General features: G+C 67.0%; 11 protein-coding genes. 1 reads left to right on the top strand and 10 read right to left on the bottom strand.

Going from position 1 to position 17,361, the window contains the following annotated elements; all coding sequences use genetic code 11:
• Window positions 1-176: 176 nt before the first annotated feature.
• The 10 genes from eccA to eccB all read right to left on the bottom strand — a co-directional run bounded on the left by eccA (window position 177) and on the right by eccB (window position 14,865).
• The gene (eccA, locus tag RCP37_RS09855) at window positions 177-1,967 is read right to left on the bottom strand and encodes a type VII secretion AAA-ATPase EccA (protein WP_308487022.1); all 1,791 of its coding nucleotides are present in this window, start codon (window positions 1,965-1,967) and stop codon (window positions 177-179) included.
• A 32-nt stretch (window positions 1,968-1,999) separates the two neighbouring features.
• The gene (gene eccE, locus RCP37_RS09850; RefSeq protein WP_308486667.1) at window positions 2,000-3,169 is read right to left on the bottom strand and encodes a type VII secretion protein EccE; all 1,170 of its coding nucleotides are present in this window, start codon (window positions 3,167-3,169) and stop codon (window positions 2,000-2,002) included.
• A complete protein-coding gene (locus RCP37_RS09845; RefSeq protein WP_373693140.1) occupies window positions 3,166-4,986 on the bottom strand; it encodes a S8 family serine peptidase in 1,821 nt (606 codons plus the stop codon). Before RCP37_RS09845 ends, eccE begins: the two co-directional genes overlap by 4 nt.
• Window positions 4,964-6,478, bottom strand: a complete 1,515-nt coding sequence (gene eccD, locus RCP37_RS09840) for a type VII secretion integral membrane protein EccD (RefSeq protein ID WP_308486666.1) — start codon at window positions 6,476-6,478, stop codon at window positions 4,964-4,966. Before eccD ends, RCP37_RS09845 begins: the two co-directional genes overlap by 23 nt.
• Before the next feature lie 192 nt (window positions 6,479-6,670).
• Window positions 6,671-7,570, bottom strand: a complete 900-nt coding sequence (locus RCP37_RS09835) for an ESX secretion-associated protein EspG (RefSeq protein WP_308486665.1) — start codon at window positions 7,568-7,570, stop codon at window positions 6,671-6,673.
• A gap of 164 nt (window positions 7,571-7,734) precedes the next feature.
• On the bottom strand, window positions 7,735-8,019 hold the full coding sequence (locus RCP37_RS09830) for a WXG100 family type VII secretion target (protein ID WP_047317298.1): 285 nt from the start codon (window positions 8,017-8,019) through the stop codon (window positions 7,735-7,737).
• Between the two features lie 14 nt (window positions 8,020-8,033).
• The gene (locus RCP37_RS09825) at window positions 8,034-8,327 is read right to left on the bottom strand and encodes a WXG100 family type VII secretion target (RefSeq protein WP_308486664.1); all 294 of its coding nucleotides are present in this window, start codon (window positions 8,325-8,327) and stop codon (window positions 8,034-8,036) included.
• 154 nt (window positions 8,328-8,481) lie between these two features.
• Window positions 8,482-8,781 (bottom strand): PE family protein, encoded by a 300-nt coding sequence (locus RCP37_RS09820; protein ID WP_046283697.1) that lies wholly within the window; start codon window positions 8,779-8,781, stop codon window positions 8,482-8,484.
• A gap of 361 nt (window positions 8,782-9,142) precedes the next feature.
• On the bottom strand, window positions 9,143-13,357 hold the full coding sequence (gene eccCa / locus RCP37_RS09815) for a type VII secretion protein EccCa (protein ID WP_308486663.1): 4,215 nt from the start codon (window positions 13,355-13,357) through the stop codon (window positions 9,143-9,145).
• The gene (gene eccB, locus RCP37_RS09810; protein ID WP_308486662.1) at window positions 13,354-14,865 is read right to left on the bottom strand and encodes a type VII secretion protein EccB; all 1,512 of its coding nucleotides are present in this window, start codon (window positions 14,863-14,865) and stop codon (window positions 13,354-13,356) included. The genes eccCa and eccB overlap by 4 nt, the downstream gene beginning before the upstream one ends.
• 604 nt (window positions 14,866-15,469) lie before the next feature.
• Here eccB and RCP37_RS09805 point away from each other — a divergent pair.
• The gene (locus RCP37_RS09805) at window positions 15,470-17,236 is read left to right on the top strand and encodes a molybdopterin-dependent oxidoreductase (protein ID WP_308487020.1); all 1,767 of its coding nucleotides are present in this window, start codon (window positions 15,470-15,472) and stop codon (window positions 17,234-17,236) included.
• Window positions 17,237-17,361 lie beyond the last annotated feature (125 nt).

Raw genomic sequence — 17,361 nt, 5'->3', positions numbered from 1 at the left:
GGGCATTATCGCCGGGACACAACTCTCGTCCTCACCTCCTGACACCGACAGAGACCAACTGGGCCAGGCACAAGCACCGGGCCCCTTACCTGCGCAATGGTGGCATCGGTACCAGTGAGCGTCAACCCAGACAAGCGGTTCTTACGCTGTGAATCGACTGTCGGGCGGCTGTTAAGTCAGGATGTTTTCTTTTCGGCAACCGCCGCGCTGAGTCCTTCGGCAAGGTCCTCGCGGGTCAATTCCTTGAACTTGTGCAGCCATTCGTCGCTGAAATCGGTGACATCGCCGGAGAGCACCGCGTCCAATTCAGAATCGTCCAGACGGAAACTGCGGTGGTCGCGCGCCTTCTCCACGACATTGCGGACGAATCCGGCGTTACCCAACACATCGATGCCGCGGATCAGGTCGCCGTCTTCGGAGTAGTTCTCGTCGGCGTAGAACTTCTCGTAGGACGGCAGCAGTCCCTCGACCGCCTCGTCACTGACCACGTCCTCGTTCTCCGCGCCCATCATCTTGGTCAGTTCCAGCAGTTCCGGCGGGGTGTAGCTGTAGAACTCGATCACCGTCGAGAACCGACGACGCAGGCCCTGGTTCACCTCGAGCATCTTCTCCATGGCGTTGGCATAGCCGGCACCGAACACCACCAGCTCGTCACGGTGGTTCTCCATGTAGAGCAGCAGCGTGTTGATGATCGCGTTGCCGTACGCGTCGCCCTGGCTGTAGCCGCGTTCATGCAGGGTGTGCATCTCATCGAAGAACACCGCACCACCGAGTGCGCCTTCGAGCAGCTCTTCGGTGTTCTTCTCGGCATCGGCCATGTAGCGGCCCAGCAGCTTGGAACGGTTGGTCTCCACCACCAGCGGTTTGCGTAGCACGGTCAGGCCACACAGCTGCTTGGTGAATGCCCGCGCCACCGAGGTCTTGCCGGTGCCGGGCGGACCGAGCAACAGGGTGTGCCGCGACGTCACCGGAACCGGCAGGCCCATCTTGGCGCGCGCCAGATTCACCTTGGTGGTCGCCTTGATCAGCTTGATCTCGCGCTTGGCCTGCTCCATACCGAGCATCGCGGCCAGCTCCGCATCGCCCTCGGCCAGGTAGCGCGCGGCCTCCTCGGCATGCCGATGGGCTTCGGCCTGCTCCCGCGTCGGTGCGCTGTCCGGGTCCCACGGATCGGTGCGGGCCTCGATGGTCTCGGGGTCGGTCAGCACCAGCCGAAAGTCGGGATTGTCCAGTGCCTCGCGGGCGGGTGTGAACTTCGAGTCCCGCGAATAGACCCGGCGCAGCAGCTCAGCGGCCTCGTCCTCGCGGCCGAGATGCCGTAGACACATGCCTTGGGTGTAGAGCGCGACGTTGGCGGCGCCGGGCACCCGGTCGCCCTCGATGGCCTCCTGCGCACGCCGCGTCGCTTCTTCGAACACCCCCAGCGAAGCCAGCGCGGTGGTGGCCATCGCCGCCGCAGCCGCCTTGAGTTCGGGTTGACGCCAGGGAGCCGACGCCGGGAACTGCTTGAGCACATCTGGCCAGCGGCCGGTCCGGAAATACAGCAGACCGCGGACGTAGCTGACCAACTCGGTCTCGAAGGGGTTCCGCGGCTCGATGCCGTCGAGCAGCTTCGACGCCTCTTCGTAGCGTTTGGCTTCGGCCAGCGCGGCGGCGTACGCGGCGGCCAGCGATTCCACGCTGGTGATCAGCAGCCGCAGGAACATCCCGTCGGAAACCTCGGGACGGAATTCCAGGTCGGACAGGCCAAGACGGCGGGTCTCCCAGCCGAATGTGCGCACCGTCGACCAGGCGTTCGCCAGCACCTCGATACCGGAGTCACCGGCCAGTACGCGGGCCAGCCAGGCATCGCACATGGTCGGGTCGATCGAGCTGGCGGTGGTGAACATCTGCAGCGCGACCTGCGGATTATGGCTGGGCTGCAGCCCGTTGACCGAGATCCCGGAGGCCAGCATGCCCGCGACCATGGCGTTGCGGGCATCGGTTGTCGACGGACCGGTCACCCGCGCGCCCCAGCCGCGGCCGCCGGGGTGTACTCCTCGATCACGTCGACCGAGACCGGCAGCTGCTCGCCGTCGTGCAGGTCGCGTCCCGGCACCGACATCCGCCGGTGGGCGGTGGGTGCCGGCAGGCTGGCGCAGACCGCTTCCAGCTGGCGCCGGCCCACGAACCGGTTCAGCGCGGACCGGACGTTTCGGCTGGGTTTGTCGGCAGTGTGGTATCTCGCCAGCACCGAGACCTCGGTGGTTCGGCCGCCACCACGGGACAGCCGCACGGTCACCACCGTTGCTTCGCTCTCCGGGTACCACAAGTGTTCGAGGTTCTCCGGATTGATGTCGTTGGGCGAGACCCAGTAGCTGGTGATCTGGCCGGCCGGTCGTTCACGGAACAGCCGGTGTCGCAGCTGGGTGGCCTCCAGGCCCGCGAGTACCGCCTCGTCGACAGCGTCGAACTCGTCGGCGTGCAGCACCTGGGCGCTGAGCGCACGCCCGTCGATCTCCTCGGCCAGCCGTTCGGTGGCGGCGGCCAGGGTGGCAGCCAGCGAGTCGCGCGTGGCGACCGCGTTGACGTTGTGTTGCGGGTCCATCCGCAGCACCACCCAGGTGTGGCGGCGATCCGGCATCGACGGGTTCTCTTCGACGTCGGGGTCGTCGGCGGGGCGGGGATCCTTGCGGGTTCCGACCGAGACGACATCGATGCTGTCCAGCCGTACGTCGAACTGGCGCAGCCCGGCGGCCAGGCGCTCCACCGGCAAGGTCGCCTCCGCGGCGCGGCCGTGCCGGCCGGTCGCCGAGGTGGCCCGCCCGCCCACGGCGATGACCGTCACCAGCCGACCTTCATGTTCGCGGACCCCGATCGACTCCCGCCCGAAGCGCCGGTGGTGATCGATTGCAGTGCCGCGGCCGCGGTGCAGGGCCGCCTCAGGGTCGGTGAACTGGTCGGCCACCCAGGCCGCCCACATCGTGCTGATCGGCACCCGACGGTAAGTCAGCAGCGCGATGAGCGCGACCAACACGGCGACGGCGACGCCCGACCACCACGCGTAGTCGGCGGCCTTCGGGTCACCGGGCCAGCGACCGGCGAGGACCAGGATCCCCACATCGATCAGAAAGACGACGGTGACCCGCATCCAAGACAGGTTCAGACCTAATGCGTGCTGTGCCTTCATCGGTTCCTTGACGATCGTCGCAGTGCTGCCACTCCCAGTGCCACGCCGGCCGCCGCGAGCGCCGCCAACAGCCCGGCTCCGGCGACCCAGGCCGGCGTCATGTCACGTTCGGGCGGCATCGGCGGTACCTGCAGCGGTGCCGACAGCCGCTCCGGCGGCTGGGCGGGGACGTCGGGAACGTCCCAGGTCAGTGCCGCGACCGGGTCGACGATCCCGTAACCGACCACATTGTCGACCCCACGCGCCGGTGGCCGAGCCGTGCGGATCAGCCGGTTGATCACCTGGTGCGCCGACAGCTCCGGGTATTTGGCCCGCACCAGCGCCACCACACCGGAGACGATCGCCGTGGAGAAGCTGGTGCCAGAGGGCACCAGCAGCGAGTTCTCCGGGCCGTCGACGGCGTTCATCAGCCCATCATCGCGCGGTGAAAGCCCCTCGATGTCGGTACCGGGCGCCGCGATCGACACCCACGGGCCGGCCACACTCGACTTGGACATCGGGGCGCCCGCCGAGTCGACCGCGCCGACGGTCAGCACGTACTCGTCGTACCAGGCCGGTGTCACCACGGTGTTGACGCCGTTCCAGTCGCGGGGGTCATCGGGGCGCATCGCGTTGTAGACGGGGTTCTGCTTGCAGTCCCGCCAACTGGCGTCACCGGCGGCGGCGACGATCACCGCGTTCTTCTCCACCGCGGCGTAGCGCACCGCCGCACCCAGATCGGCCTGGTCGATGAGCGTGCGCACGTTCATGCAGATGGCTGAGGAGATGTTGATGACCTGCGCACCCATGTTGGCCGCGTGCACGATCGCCCGTGCCATGGTGCGGATGCCGTCGGTCTTCTCCCGCAGCTGCGGGTCACGTCCGTCCGCGAACGGCTCCTTGGGCCCGAAGGCCGCGCTGTACTGCCGGATCGCGATCAGCTGCACGTCGGGCGCGATGCCACTGAAGGCATCCGGCGCCCCGCCCGGCGGCGGTGCGCTCGGGGCACGGAAGTCGATCGGCGCGGTCTGGGCCTGCCCGGAGAAGCCCGCCGATCGCACCGCACCTGCGCTTGCGCCATGGGGCGTGTGCGCCGACGACGCGGCCGCGCCGGGTCCCGGGGCCGGCCCGGGTGCGGGTCCAGGTGCCGGAGCGGGGGCAGGAGCGGGTGCCGGTGCTGGCGGCGGCGGCGCGAATGGTGGGCCCTGACCCGGGGCGGGTTCCTCGCCCTCGACGGGCGGTGGCGCCGGCGCGGGTGGCGGCGGCATCACCAGGATCGTCGTCGCCGGCGACGGGGTCGGCGGCGGAGGCTCGTTGGTGGGAACCGACGGCGGCCTACGGGTCTGACGGGGCGGTGGCAACGGGGCCACCCCGTTGTCCGGCATCGCGGCGATCAGCGAGGCCACCAGGGTCCCGTGCGCATCACAGTCCGAGAGCCCGTCCCCGCCGGCCATCACGTAGTCACCGCCGGGGATCAGGTTCGGCAGCCGCGGGTGCGGGGTCACGCCCGTGTCGATGACGGCGACACTGACGCCTCCCCCGCGGCCGAACTTCCAGGCCTCCTGCAGGTTGAGCATGTCCATGTAGGCCGGCTGCACGCGGAAGTCGGAGTTCGGCAGCACCCCGACCTCAGTGCAGTACGAGGTCTGCCGCATGGTCTGCGGCGGCCCGGGCGTACCGTCCGGCGGCAGCGCCGCCGGGTCGATCCCGGGCGGCTCGATCGCGCCGGCCGGCGGCATACCGGCCAGCGAGCCGCTGGTCATCATGATCATCGCGGCGCCGGCGGCCGCGGTGCGCTGCAGCCGACGCACGCCCCTACCGGTACCGGATCGCTTCATAGGTATTCATCAACCACAGTGCCAGCGGGAACAACGGCATCAGGCACAGGTATTCGATCCACTCGACGAACTTGCGGAACAACGGACTGTAGATGGTGTTCGGCACGATCACCGCAGACAGCAGCCCGAACATCGGCACCAGCACCAGCACGGCCACACCGACCACCAGTGCGGTGGGCGTCCACAGCACCACCGCGAAGCGCACCACCACAGCTGCGATGATCACCAGCCCGGTCAGCGTCACCGTGACCGCCTGCAGGCGGTCCCGGAAGGAACGGCCCCGCAGCACCAGGAACCCGGCGGTCAGGGCTGCCAGCAGCACCGGCAGCCATGTCCGGTCCGAGTGGGGGTCGCACAGCCCGGTCATGCACACCGCAATCAGCACGCCCAGCCCAGAAAGCAGGCCGGTCATGAACGACCGCGCACGCTCCGCGCGCAGCACCACTTCACGCACCGACTCCGGCCCCTCCAGCGACGGCGGGGCGCCGGGCGTGCTCACCACCGTGGTGGGCAGGTCGGGGCGGGCCTCGAAAACCCAGCGGCTGGTGGCCGACGGGAAGACCGGCAGCCGCAAGCCAGCCAGCCAGCGCGACAGCGACGGAGTCCACTGGTAGGCCAGCACGCAGACCAGGTACACGCACGTCATGAGGGTGACCGCGCCGGTCAGGAACAGCATCCGCAGCACCCCGGCGAACATCACCGCCACGCTGATGGTGGCGACGGCCGAGTAGGCGGCCAGCTGCCGTCCGGTGAGCCGGATGACAGCCAATGCGGCGATACCGGCGACGCCGAAGCCCAGCGCGGCATGCGCGGCACCCACCTCACCCGGTACCGCCGCCGCGGCAGCCACCACCAGGGGGATCAGACCGGTTGCCAGCAGAATGTCACCGACCTGCCGGTCGGACGCGTTGCGCGCCTGCATCAGGATCAGTGCGGCGGCGATCAGCACCAGGAAGGCCAGCCCCGCACCGAAGCCCGCCGTCAGCCAGCTGTCGTGCTGAACGCGCCAGGCCGCGAGGAGCCCGGTGGCCAGCAGCACACCCAGCGACAGGGTCGACACCCCGACGCGCACCGCCGTCGCCGCGTCGACCGGCGCGAATCGCTTGGCGAGGTTGACCGACACCGCGGTGGAGATGTGCTCGATGACCGGCGAGCGCCGCTCCCGGTCTTCGATGAAGCGCAGCCACAGCCGGTCGCCGTCGTAGACGTCCTGCTCGGTCAGCGACTGGTTCGGCCGCAGCGCCGTGCCGTCGACCAGGCACAACACCCAGCGGCCACGGCCCTCGGCCTCCAAGGTGGGTTCTTCGAGTTCAGCAAGCCGACCGTTGATCACCTTCAGCAGCGGGTCCAGCATCACCGATACCGGGGCGTCGGCGTCGAGCAGCGTCCCGATCTGGACACCGTCGCCCGCCATGACCCCGACCACCACGGCCCGGGGCGCCGAGGGAGCAAGATCGCCGCCCGCCTGCCCGGATTCGATCGCCGCGGTCATGAGTGCATCACCCGACCGAGAAATACTGACCCCAGAGAACGCATAGAACCCATAGGTGCCGCCTCGCAATTTGTCATTTTTAAAGTCAGTCCAATTCTAAAGGCACTTCATACAATTCGCACGATCCGCATTTACCCGCAGTTTTCCGTTGCGACACTTGGCATTCGGCGCCCAGACCTAACGAGCAGACCGCTAGACCCTCCGATGCGTTTTCCAGGCGCCGTAGGGCAGGGTGTCCAGAACGGTCTTGACGCCCACCTGAACCAGCTGCGGGGTGGCCGGGCAGATCGCCAGCCATGCTTCGCCCGACCCTGCGGTGCGCGCCTGCTGATACAGCGCGATCCGGCCGCCTGACCCGTCTTTGAGCGACAGCACCGAGGCGCTGGGACCCTTCGCGTCGTCGCGATATTGCCGCGCATAGACCGCGGCTTCGGCCGCCGGCTCCGACAATGCTTGTCCCAGCGCCGCGACGGTGGCGGCACTGATTCCCATCCGGCGCAGGTCTCCCCCGGTGAAAATGTTGAAACCCGAGTCCTGCCAGCTCTGGGTGGCCTCCAGCATCTCCTCCATCGGCACGTTGACCGCGGTGATCTGGGCCGGGTCGGCGTGGTGGATGGATTCCATTCCGTCGATCACCAGTGCGGCGATCGAGGCGGGGTCGGTTACCGAGACGTCGTCGACGGTGATGTCGGTGCCGACGCGGACCGCCGACACCCAGTGCTCACCGCGCCGCGCCAGCAGCACCCGAAACTCGTTGTCAGGGATGTCGCGGGTACCGGGTTCCTGGTCCTCGGCGTCGATGACGCCGTAACGCAGCTTGCCCAGCGACAGCAGCGCGACCACCTCGAGGTCGGGCGCAGCCAGCACCCGCATTCGTGCCGCGACGGTCTCGTTGACCTCGTCGTCGACGACGATGCCCTGTTCGCGCATCACCGCCATGCCGGGGTGCTGGGACAACCAGTCGCTTGAGTCGGTGGAAACGTAAGGACGACACCGCAACTCGGGAGCAACATGGCGGATGTCCAGCAATGCCTGCAGCATCCAGAAACCCTCGACGTTGACGGTGATGTCGGTGCGAGTGCTCGGGTCCATCACTACCCTCCTCTACCGGGTTATTCGCCGGATTTGGCAAGTGGAGTACTTGGCTATTGGATCACGCGAGAGGGCGTGACCGCTCGGCACCACCCGCCAATTGCAGCACGCGACAGCACACCCATGGATCGGGTGTGCTGCCGCGCTGCGAAATTGCCGGGGGCTCAGGCCCAGCTGGAGCCGACCGAAGCGTCGGTGTTGGCCATGTTGTTGCCGGCCGACTGCACCTTCTGACCGTGACTGTTGGCCTGCTCGTAGATCACCGCGAAGTTGCGGCCCAACTGCGCCACAAACTCCTGGCACGCCACCGAACCGGCGCCACCCCAGAAATCACCGGCAGCCAGCACATCGTGCACGATCGCCTGGTGCTCAGCCTCCAACGAAGCAGCCTGGGCACGAATCAACGCACCGTGGGCATCCACATCACCGAACTGGTAATTAATCGACATCTGCGGTTCTCCTTCTAGCTCGACAGGATCTGCTGGGAAGCAGCTTCCTGCTGCTCGTAGTGGTTAGCGTCGCGAATAAGACCGTCGCGCACACCGTGCAGCATGTTCACGATGTTGCGGAACGCGGTCTGCATCTGACCCATGGTGTCCATCGAAGTCCGCTCCGCCAGACCACCCCAGCCAGCACCGGAGATGTTCGTCGACGACGCCCACATCCGACGAGCCTCGTCCTCCACCGTCTGCGCGTGCACATCAAAACGGCCCGCCATCGAACGCATCGCGTCCGGATCAGTCATAAAACGTGCCATGCTTCTTCTCCTTGTCTGAAGTTCGTTGTTTCTGATTGATATTCGTAGTTGACGGGTTATTGCCGCCGGTTACGTCGGTAACCGACGACCGGCTTTGAACGAATGAATGGTTCCCCTTCCATCAGCCCGTAGCCGGTATGCGGTTGGCTTCTGATCAGCCCGCCGCAGCAGCGTTGGCCGCCTCAGTGGCGGCGTAGGAGGTCGCACTGCTGTTGAGCGTGGCGACGAACATCTCGTGGATCGCCGCGGCCTGCGCGCTCACCTGCTGGTACATCGTCGCGTGTGCAGCGAACTGCGCCGCGGTCAGTGCCGAGACCTCGTCGGCAGCGGCCGGGACCACGCCGGTGGTGGGGGCGGCAGCGGCGGCGTTCTGCGCGTTCAACGCCGAACCGATACCGCTCAAATTCGCAGCCGCAGCTGACAGAGCTTCGGGCTGCGCATTCACAAACGACATTGGTGTCCCTCCTCATCGATCGCGGTCAGCAATCTCTCCGGTGTCGATCGTAAGGGCTCAAAGTGCCCGGGAGTAGCCAGAACGCTGACTGTTCACCTGCCGATAACAAGTGTTCATCTGGGGTAACAATCCGGTAGCAGCGACCAGGCCGTTCGACCCGTGAAATGGCTCCGTACTGGAAAAACACAGAGCTGTTATTTCCGGCGCGGTCGGCAGCCGACCTGCCCTCCGATACCTACGGGCACGAGCCCCTGGTTTAAATCTTGCCGCAATTAATTCACCGCCCACTTCGGGGCTGTGACAGCTCCAGCAACCACCGTGACGCTGTTGCTCGCGTCACAGTGGTTGCTGGAGCGACCGGTCAGCCGGCCGGGGTGGCCGCGCGCTCTTGCGCCGGCGCCCGCCGCAGCTCGGTGGCAGCGACCTGAACGAACACGCCGGTGTCCTCGGCCATCAGCAGGCCACGACCACGGGGCAGCGGGCCGCCCTTCATCTTGCCGCGAATGAAGCCCTCGTCCGGGTCGGCGTCCATCACCAGCAGCGGCGCGTTGGCCTGGTGCAGAGCCCGCAGCAGCGGGTCGGCACCCGCGGACGACCAGCCGCCGAACGTGCGGGTGGCGATCACGTGCAGGCCGACGTCTGCCGAGCGGGTGACCCAGGGCGCAGCCTTCTGGAACGGCGAGTCGAAGCCGGGCGGGAACTGCTGGATGTCGTCGATGATCAAGAAGATCTCCGGCCCACTCCACCAGGTCCGCGACAGCAGCTCTTCGGCCGAGAGCCCCGGCGGAGGTTCACGGTTTGCCAGCGTGGCGGCCAACTCGTTGACCAGCGCCACGGCGCCGTCCAGGTTGTAGGCGAACTTCTCCACGTAGTCCGACCCCAACGTGGTCAGCAATTGACGACGCGGGTCGATCAGCCACACCTGGGCCGAGGGCCGGCCGTCCGGGCTGGGGACCGGCGCACTGCTGGAGCCCGGCGCGTAGAGCCGCTCGATCTCGCTCATGATGGTGGCCAGTGTGGTGGTGCGGCCGGCCTCGCGACGCCCGGTCACCATCAGGTGGCCGTTCTCGGCGAAGTTCAGATAGACCGGCTGCAGGTCGAGCTCGGAGATCGCCCAGGCGATGCCGCCCGCTCCCACTCCTTCGCGGCGGTCGTTGGCCGCGACCGCGCGCACCTCTTCCAGCCCGAACCGCGCCGGCAGACGCCGCACCGGGCGCACCCGGCCCACCGCCAGCTGGCTGACCGCGGCAGCGACACTGTCGGACTCGAACACCCTGCCGTCGGTGTCGGCCATCGCGGGCCGGGCGATCAGGGTGTGCAGCCCGGACTGGGGGTCGCTGTCGAGGCGTACGTAGTTGACCGCGACCATGCCACGGCCCGGCTTCACCGGGACGTCCTTGGCGAACCGAGAACGCACCAGCTTGGCGTCCTCGACCGCGGCCAGACGCAGCTCGACCCGGGATCCGAAACCGCTTCGCACCGGCGGGCGCAGCTCCGATTCGCGGTCGGCGGTCACGATCACGTGCACACCGAACGAGGGCCCCTGGTTGATGATCTGGTTGACCTGCTCGACGAGCACCTCGTTGTCCTCCGAGAGCGCCCGGTAGTTGTCGACCACCAGATAGACGTCGCCGAAACCATCGTTGGGCACGGTTCCGGGGGCGCCCTCGAACTTGCGCCGACGGAAGACGTCCATCGACGCAACGTCGTTCTCCAGGAAGCTGCGCTTGCGGGTCCGCACCAGCGCCAGCAATTCGGCCACCGTGCGGCGCACGCCGTCGGGGTCGGTCGGACCACAGACGCTGCCCACATGCGGCAGCCCGGCGACCGTGGTCAGCGAGGTGCCGCTGTAGGCCAGGCAGTAGAACTGGACCTGTTCGGGCGTGTGGGTCAACGCCGCCGAGCAGATCAGGGTCTGCAGCGCGGTCGTCTTGCCCGAACCACCGGCGCCCAGGATCAGTACGTTGGCGCCCGGGCCGGCGGTGTCCACCGTCCACGGCGGCTGGTCATGCTTGTACGGCCGGTCGATGACCCCGATCGGGAACACCAAGTCGCGCCGGGTGCCATAGTCCTGCTGCCACGGGTGACCCAGATAGCGATTCACCAGGTCCTCGACGCTCACCGCAACGTCTAGCGGCGGCTGCCACAACCGGTAGGGCTCGAAGTCGATCTGGCGCAGCTGGTCGATGATGACCGTCCCGACCTTGGGGGTCCGGATGAAGTCCTCTTCCTCTACGCCCTCGCCGGTCGCCGGTGCCGGCTTGGAGTCGATCGCCGCGATCTCCTCGGCCGCCTCGATCTCGGGCGTGCTGACGCTGACCTCGAGCGGAGTGAACTCGGTGGTGAACAGCTGCGGCCGGATGTAGTCGACGGCATGCGTCAACGGCATCTGCTCGTCGTCGAGCATTCCGCCCCGGTGATAGTCGCGCCACAGGAACTCGGCCTGGAAACGGATGACCTCTTCGCCGCTCTTGCGGAAGTAGCCGAGGCCGGCCTTGCCCGGCAGGTTCACCGCGTTGGGCACGCCGGCGGCCTGCGCTGCGCCGGCGGTCTGCGCCTTGAGCACCAGCCGGTAGCCCATGTTCTCCATGAGCTTCTCGGCGCGGCTCTCGATGGTCTGCGAGGCCATCATCAGGTGCACCCAGTAGGCGCGACCCTGTCGGCCGATCGAGTCCAGCACCTCCACCGCGGTGGGCATGATGCGGAACCACTCGTAGAACTCGTCGATCACGACCACCAGCATCGGCAGCGGCGGCAGGCTGTCGTCCCCGCGCGCCCGCATCCGGTTCCGGATCTCGTTGTACTCCTTGGCGCCGTCGACGCCGGCGTTGTCGCACATGGTCTTTCGCCGGGCGATCTCACCCCACATGGCCTCCAGGAAGCGCTCCATGAGGGCCTGGTCGTCTTCCAGGTCGGTGATGATCCGCGACACGTGCGGCACGCCTGCGAACGGCTTGACCGCCGATCCACCCTTGAGGTCGGCCAGCACGAACTGCAGCTCGTCCGGCGGGTGTGCCAGCAGCAGCGACTCGATCACCGTGCGCACCAGGGTCGACTTACCGGAACCGGTGGTGCCGGACATGACGCCGTGCGGCCCGTCACCGCCCTCGTCGAGTGACTTCATGTCCAGGAACAGCAGTTCGCCGTTGTCGGAGCGGTTTCCGAACGGGATCCGCAGCCGGCCTCGAGTGCCCGCATCGCGCCGGCTCGCCCACAGCTCTTCGAAGTTGATCCGCCCGGCGTCTTCGATGCCGTAGTAGGCCATGATGTCGCGCGCACCGATGTGGTGCGTCACCTTCTGGCCGATCTCCTCGTAGGCCGCCGCGAGCCGCCAGTGCGCCAACCGCTGCCCGAACTGTTCGGCATCGGTGGGGCTGACCTGGTCGGCGAGGGCGAAGAACCACTCGTTGTCGTCGATCACCATCCAGGTGTCGCGGTCACGTGGCAGGGCGTTGATGATGCCCTTGTCGTCGAGACGCAGCACCCGCTGTGAGACGCCGCGCCATTCCGGGGCGCCGGTCAGGTCGAAGAACGTCACCCCGTCAATGCCCTCGGTGGTGTTGACGTACTCCCACTGCGGGTCCAGGCCGTCGACGATGATCAGGTGGTGCGGGGTCGGGGTCTCCGCCGACGAGCTGGCGTGGCGCGGCATGAACGATCCACGCCCGGAGAACAGTTCGGCGTGTTCGGTGGCGAAGTCCTGCACCGAGCGGTACACCATGCGGGCGTTGCCCGCGGCGTCCTGGCGGCGCGGGTCGCCGAAGTGCGGCATCCACTTCACCCAATCCCACTGCGCCACATCCGACGTCACCACGATCATGCGCAAATGGTCGGGCCCGTGCGAGAAGGCCAGCTGGCAGATGATCGCGCGCATCAACCCGAGCACCTGCTCGCGGTCGCCGACCAGCGAGTACCACGGCTCGACCAGCAGCGAGATCATCTTGGGAAGGTTGTAGACCACGCTCTGGTAGCGCCCGAACTCCTGCAGCGCCTTACCGGTCACCGGCTCCAGCTCGATGTCGGTCGGCATGTTCTGCGGCTCACCCCAAGTCACCTCGGGCCGGGTCATCCCCACCCCGACTCGGGCCAGGCCGAAGTTGAGGTCCTTGCCGTTGGGCTGGCGCTCCCACATGCGCGAGGACCCCACTGAAGCGGCAAGGGTGGACGGCGCCGGGTGATACCACCGGTAGTTGGCGTCCATGCTGTCCGCGGACTCCGCCGCCGACTCGCGCAGCCGGTCCAGCATGAGCATGAACTGGGCGCGCATCGCGTCGAGCTTGGGCCGGCTCAGTTGCTGGGCGCCGCCGCCGAAACGGCCGCCGAACATCATCATCGCGACGCCGCCGATCATGAAGATCGGGAAGATCGAGCCGGCGCCCAGGAACATCCGGGAGCCGCTGGCCACGGTCATGGCGACCATGCCGACGAGCAGGCCGACCACCAGCACGCCGACCACCACCAGCCACCACGGCTTGCCTTCTGGCGGCGGGACGCTCAGCGGCGTCGGCAATACGATGTTCTCCGGCTTGACCACCGGCGCGCGTTCCGGCGTGGGCCGGGCGTATCCACGTTTCATCTGGGCACCGCCAATTCTGCTGGGCTCATATCGGTTGGCAGGGTGTCGTGACGGACCAGCGCATCCTGTCGGGACAGGGTCGGGCCGTGTGCCAGCAGGCGCAACGCCACCGACGGCGCCAGGGCCGGTTCGCCGACCAGGCCCAGCGCCTTGCGCTCGTCGTCGCCGGGGATCCCGAATCGCACACCCGAGGCCGAAATCCACCACAACGATTCCCGCGTGGAGGCGTCCGGGTCGTTGCCGGTCACCGCGACGAAATTGCCGTAGCCGGAACCGAAGTAGACCCGGTCGGCCTCCGGGACGTTGGTGTCGTTGGTCTTCACCAGGGACACCACCCGGCTCATCTGCTTCTGCGACACCGGAATTGTGGGGCCGGACACCACCTGCACCCGGGCCCGGGTGTCACCGGTGGAACGCTCCCACCACCAGCACGTGGAGGGGTTCTCCTTGATATCGACGACCTGCAGCGGCCCCTCGGGGTAAGCCGACAGATCCAGTCCGGTGACCACCGGCATCTTGGCCAGATCCTGCGGTGTCACCACTGCGGGCGCGCCGCCCCCGGTGGCCCCGGCGTTCTGCAGAATGCGGGCCACCACCGGCGACACCGTCTGCACGCCGTTCATCAGCACCACCGAATACTGTTGCGGCCCAGCCAACTGCGGCGTGGTGAACACCATTCCCACCGGGCCGGGGGCATTCGGGAAGGCCGGCGGGTGACCGGCTTCAGGCACGAACGGCACCGCCAGCTCCGGACCCACCGGCAACGCGTCGAACAGGGCCTGGCTCATCGGGCGGGCGTGGTCGACCTGCTCGGGCGTCAGTCCCAGCGGCAGCAGCACCGCCCGGTCGGCGGCGTCGATGCGCGAGCGGCGGCCCTGGCGAACCACCCAGGAGTCGTTGCCGTAGCGCAGCACCACCGCGTCGGGCCCGTCCAACACCCGGCGGCGCGAGTTGAGCTCCGGGGCGCCGTCGATCACCGTCACGGTCACCGGCGACGGCGCGCCGACGCCCTGAACGTTGGCGACGGTGTCGCAGATCAGCCACGACGACGTGGAGGGCGTTGTGGGCAGGATGTCCGAGGGTGCGCCAGGAATTCCGACGAGCGGGCCGTGCGGCTGCTCGGCGATCTGAGTGGAGCGGACCTTGTGCGGGTTGTCGGACCGGCCGGCGATCAGTCGAGCCGAGGCCAAATTCAGTGCCGGATATATGGTGTCGCCGACCCGCACATACAGGGCGCCGGAATCCCGGTCGGCAATGATGGGCGATTCGTTCATCTGGCCCGAGGGGCTCAAAAACGACCACAGCAGCGCACCGAGGCAGACGACGGCACCGGCCGATACCGAGGCCACCACGGCCAGCGACTGGCGCCGGCCTGGCTCTACTTCCATCCGAACCTGCCAGCGGGTCAACGCCATCGCGGTCCGTCGTGCCAGGAATTGGTACCCGGTCATCTGGGTACGCGTCGACAGCCCAAGGCCGTAGCCGGGTCCCCGCTGTTCGTCAGCCACGGCGCGCCCCAGCCTGGCCACGCAGCATTGGCAGCAGCTCTGCCGGATTACGGCGCGGTGCCGGTCCCGTATAGGTCGTCATCTACCCCTGCCTGGTCACAAGTTTCTACACTGCGCATGCTAGCTGTGTCGCGCTACGACTGCCCGTGGTGCAGATTGCAATCTGATGGCGATGGCGAAACGCACTTCGCCTGGTCTTCCTCGAATTATGACCGCGTTAGATGAACGGTCTGTAAAGCGCGAGATCCGCGTGAGTTCGCTTGTGCCTTGCACAGCAGAAAACGGTGGTTTACCCACCGAAATTAATCGCGGCGATCACAAGATCGCGCCGGTCGGCGAGCTAGAACCGTGCAGGCCGCGGCGCAGCGGCCGTCGGTGGCCACCGAATTCCGCACTTGCGCTACCTGAGTTTCCTGTCAGAAGCCTGCGCATCTGATGTCAGAGTATCGGGTCACGAGCTTTTTCGCGCTACCGTCGACACGTGACCACGATTGATGGACAGGGTGCTGAAGGGCAGCTCGACCCGCGGGGTCCCGCGACCTCACCAGCAACGAAAGAGACCACTCGGCCAGTCGACTACTCCGCGGACGTCGTTGACGTCGAGCTGGAGCTGGAACAGGGCTACCGGACAGAGATTCACAAGAACCACAACGAGACCGTTGACGTCGAGACCTACGGCGGCGGTTTCGACCTCTCCCGGCGCGCGGTCGCCCCGCATCTGCGTGTCGGGAAGGACAAGTGGTTCAACCTGCTGTGGCTGATCCCTATCGGCTTCGTCGGGCTGGTGGCGATGATCGCGATCGGCAAGGGCGTTCGCAATATCCCCGCTGTTGAGGACTTCATCACACGCTATCCGGGCAGTGCTGCATCGTCGGAGTTCGCCGGCGGAATCCCCGCCTGGGCTGGGTGGACGCACTTCTTCAACCTGTTCATGATGATCTTCATCATCCGAGCCGGCATCCAGATTCTCTGCGACCACCCGCGGCTGTACTTCAGCCGTAACTCCACTCCAGGCAAGGACGAATGGCTGCGAGTGGGGCCGCCGGTGCCCGATGACCCGTATTGGACGGCCAACGCCGATACCGTCGCCCTGCCGGCGCAGTTCGGGCTCCCGGGCTTCCGGCACTCGATCGGATTGGCGCGCTGGTGGCACATGGGGCTGGGCGTGTTGTGGTTGCTCAACGGTGCGATCTTCTATGTCCTGCTGTTCACCACCGGTCAGTGGCGCCGCATCGTCCCGACCAGCTGGGATGTCATTCCGCACGCCGCCTCGGTGATGATCCAGTACGCATCGCTGGACTGGCCGGACGACCACACCTGGACCAACTACAACGCACTGCAGCTGATCTCCTACTTCGTCACGGTGTTCGTAGCTGCGCCCGCCGCGCTGATCACGGCGCTGGGCATGTCCCCGGCGCTGTCACAGCGACTCGGGTTGATCAGCAAACACATGCGCCTGAACCTGCAGATCGCGCGGTCGCTGCACTTCGTGGTGCTGGTCTACTTCCTGTTGTTCATCCTCGTGCACGTCACCATGGTGTTCGCGACCGACGCCTTCGACAATCTCAACCACATGTTCGCCGCTCGCGGATGCGCTGAAGGTGCAGGCCCGGAATGCCATAGCGCTACCGGCTTCTATGTCTTCTGCGTGGCAGCGGTGGTGTGCACCATCGGCTGGATCGCAGCCACGCCGCTCACCCTGCGCTATCCGCGGGTGGTCCAGAAGATCGGCTATGCGCTGATCGGGCCGTTCCAGCGCGCGTTGGAACATCTCAACCCCGAGCCCGGGACCTTCACCGAGGACGACATCTCACCGTTCCACTGGCGCAACGGCCGACTGCCGGAGACCGTCGAGTACAAGGAATACGAGGCGAACGACTTCAAGGATTGGCGGCTCAAGGTCTACGGCCTGGTCGAGAACCCGATGGAGTTCTCGCTGGAGGATCTCAAGGCCCTGCCGTACCACGACCAGATCACCCAGCACATGTGCGTGCAGGCCTGGTCCGGCGTGGCCAAATGGGGCGGCGTGCAGATGTCGACGATCATGGAGATCGTCAAGCCGCTGCCCCAGGCCAAATGGGCGATCTTCTACTCGATGGGCCTGGGCGCCACCGGCGGCATCTTCTACAACGCACACCCGGTCGACCAGATGTGGCACCACATGTCGATGCTGGCCTACAACATGAATGACCAGCCGCTGCCCTACATGCACGGCCGGCCACTGCGGCTGCGCAACGAGCTGCAGCACGGCTACAAGCTGGTGAAATGGATCAAGGGCATCGAGTTCGTCGAGAGCTATAAGGAGATCGGCAGCGGCCACGGCGGCTACAGCGAAGACCACAAGTTCTTCGGCCGCCATCAGACGATCTGAGCCGATTCGAGGGAACGCCGGCTACCGCGGCCTGACAGGAACACCTGTCAGGCCGCGCCGCATCTGCGGAAGTTCCGAGGGGCGGCAGGCCGGTCGCAATGTTGTCGACGGCTGGTCCGCCGAAG

Source organism: Mycolicibacter sp. MU0102 (genome assembly GCF_963378105.1).
GTDB classification, from domain to species: Bacteria; Actinomycetota; Actinomycetes; order Mycobacteriales; family Mycobacteriaceae; genus Mycobacterium; species Mycobacterium holstebronense.
Note: the sequence above shows the minus strand (reverse complement) of the source record. Positions and strands in the feature narration are given on the sequence as shown.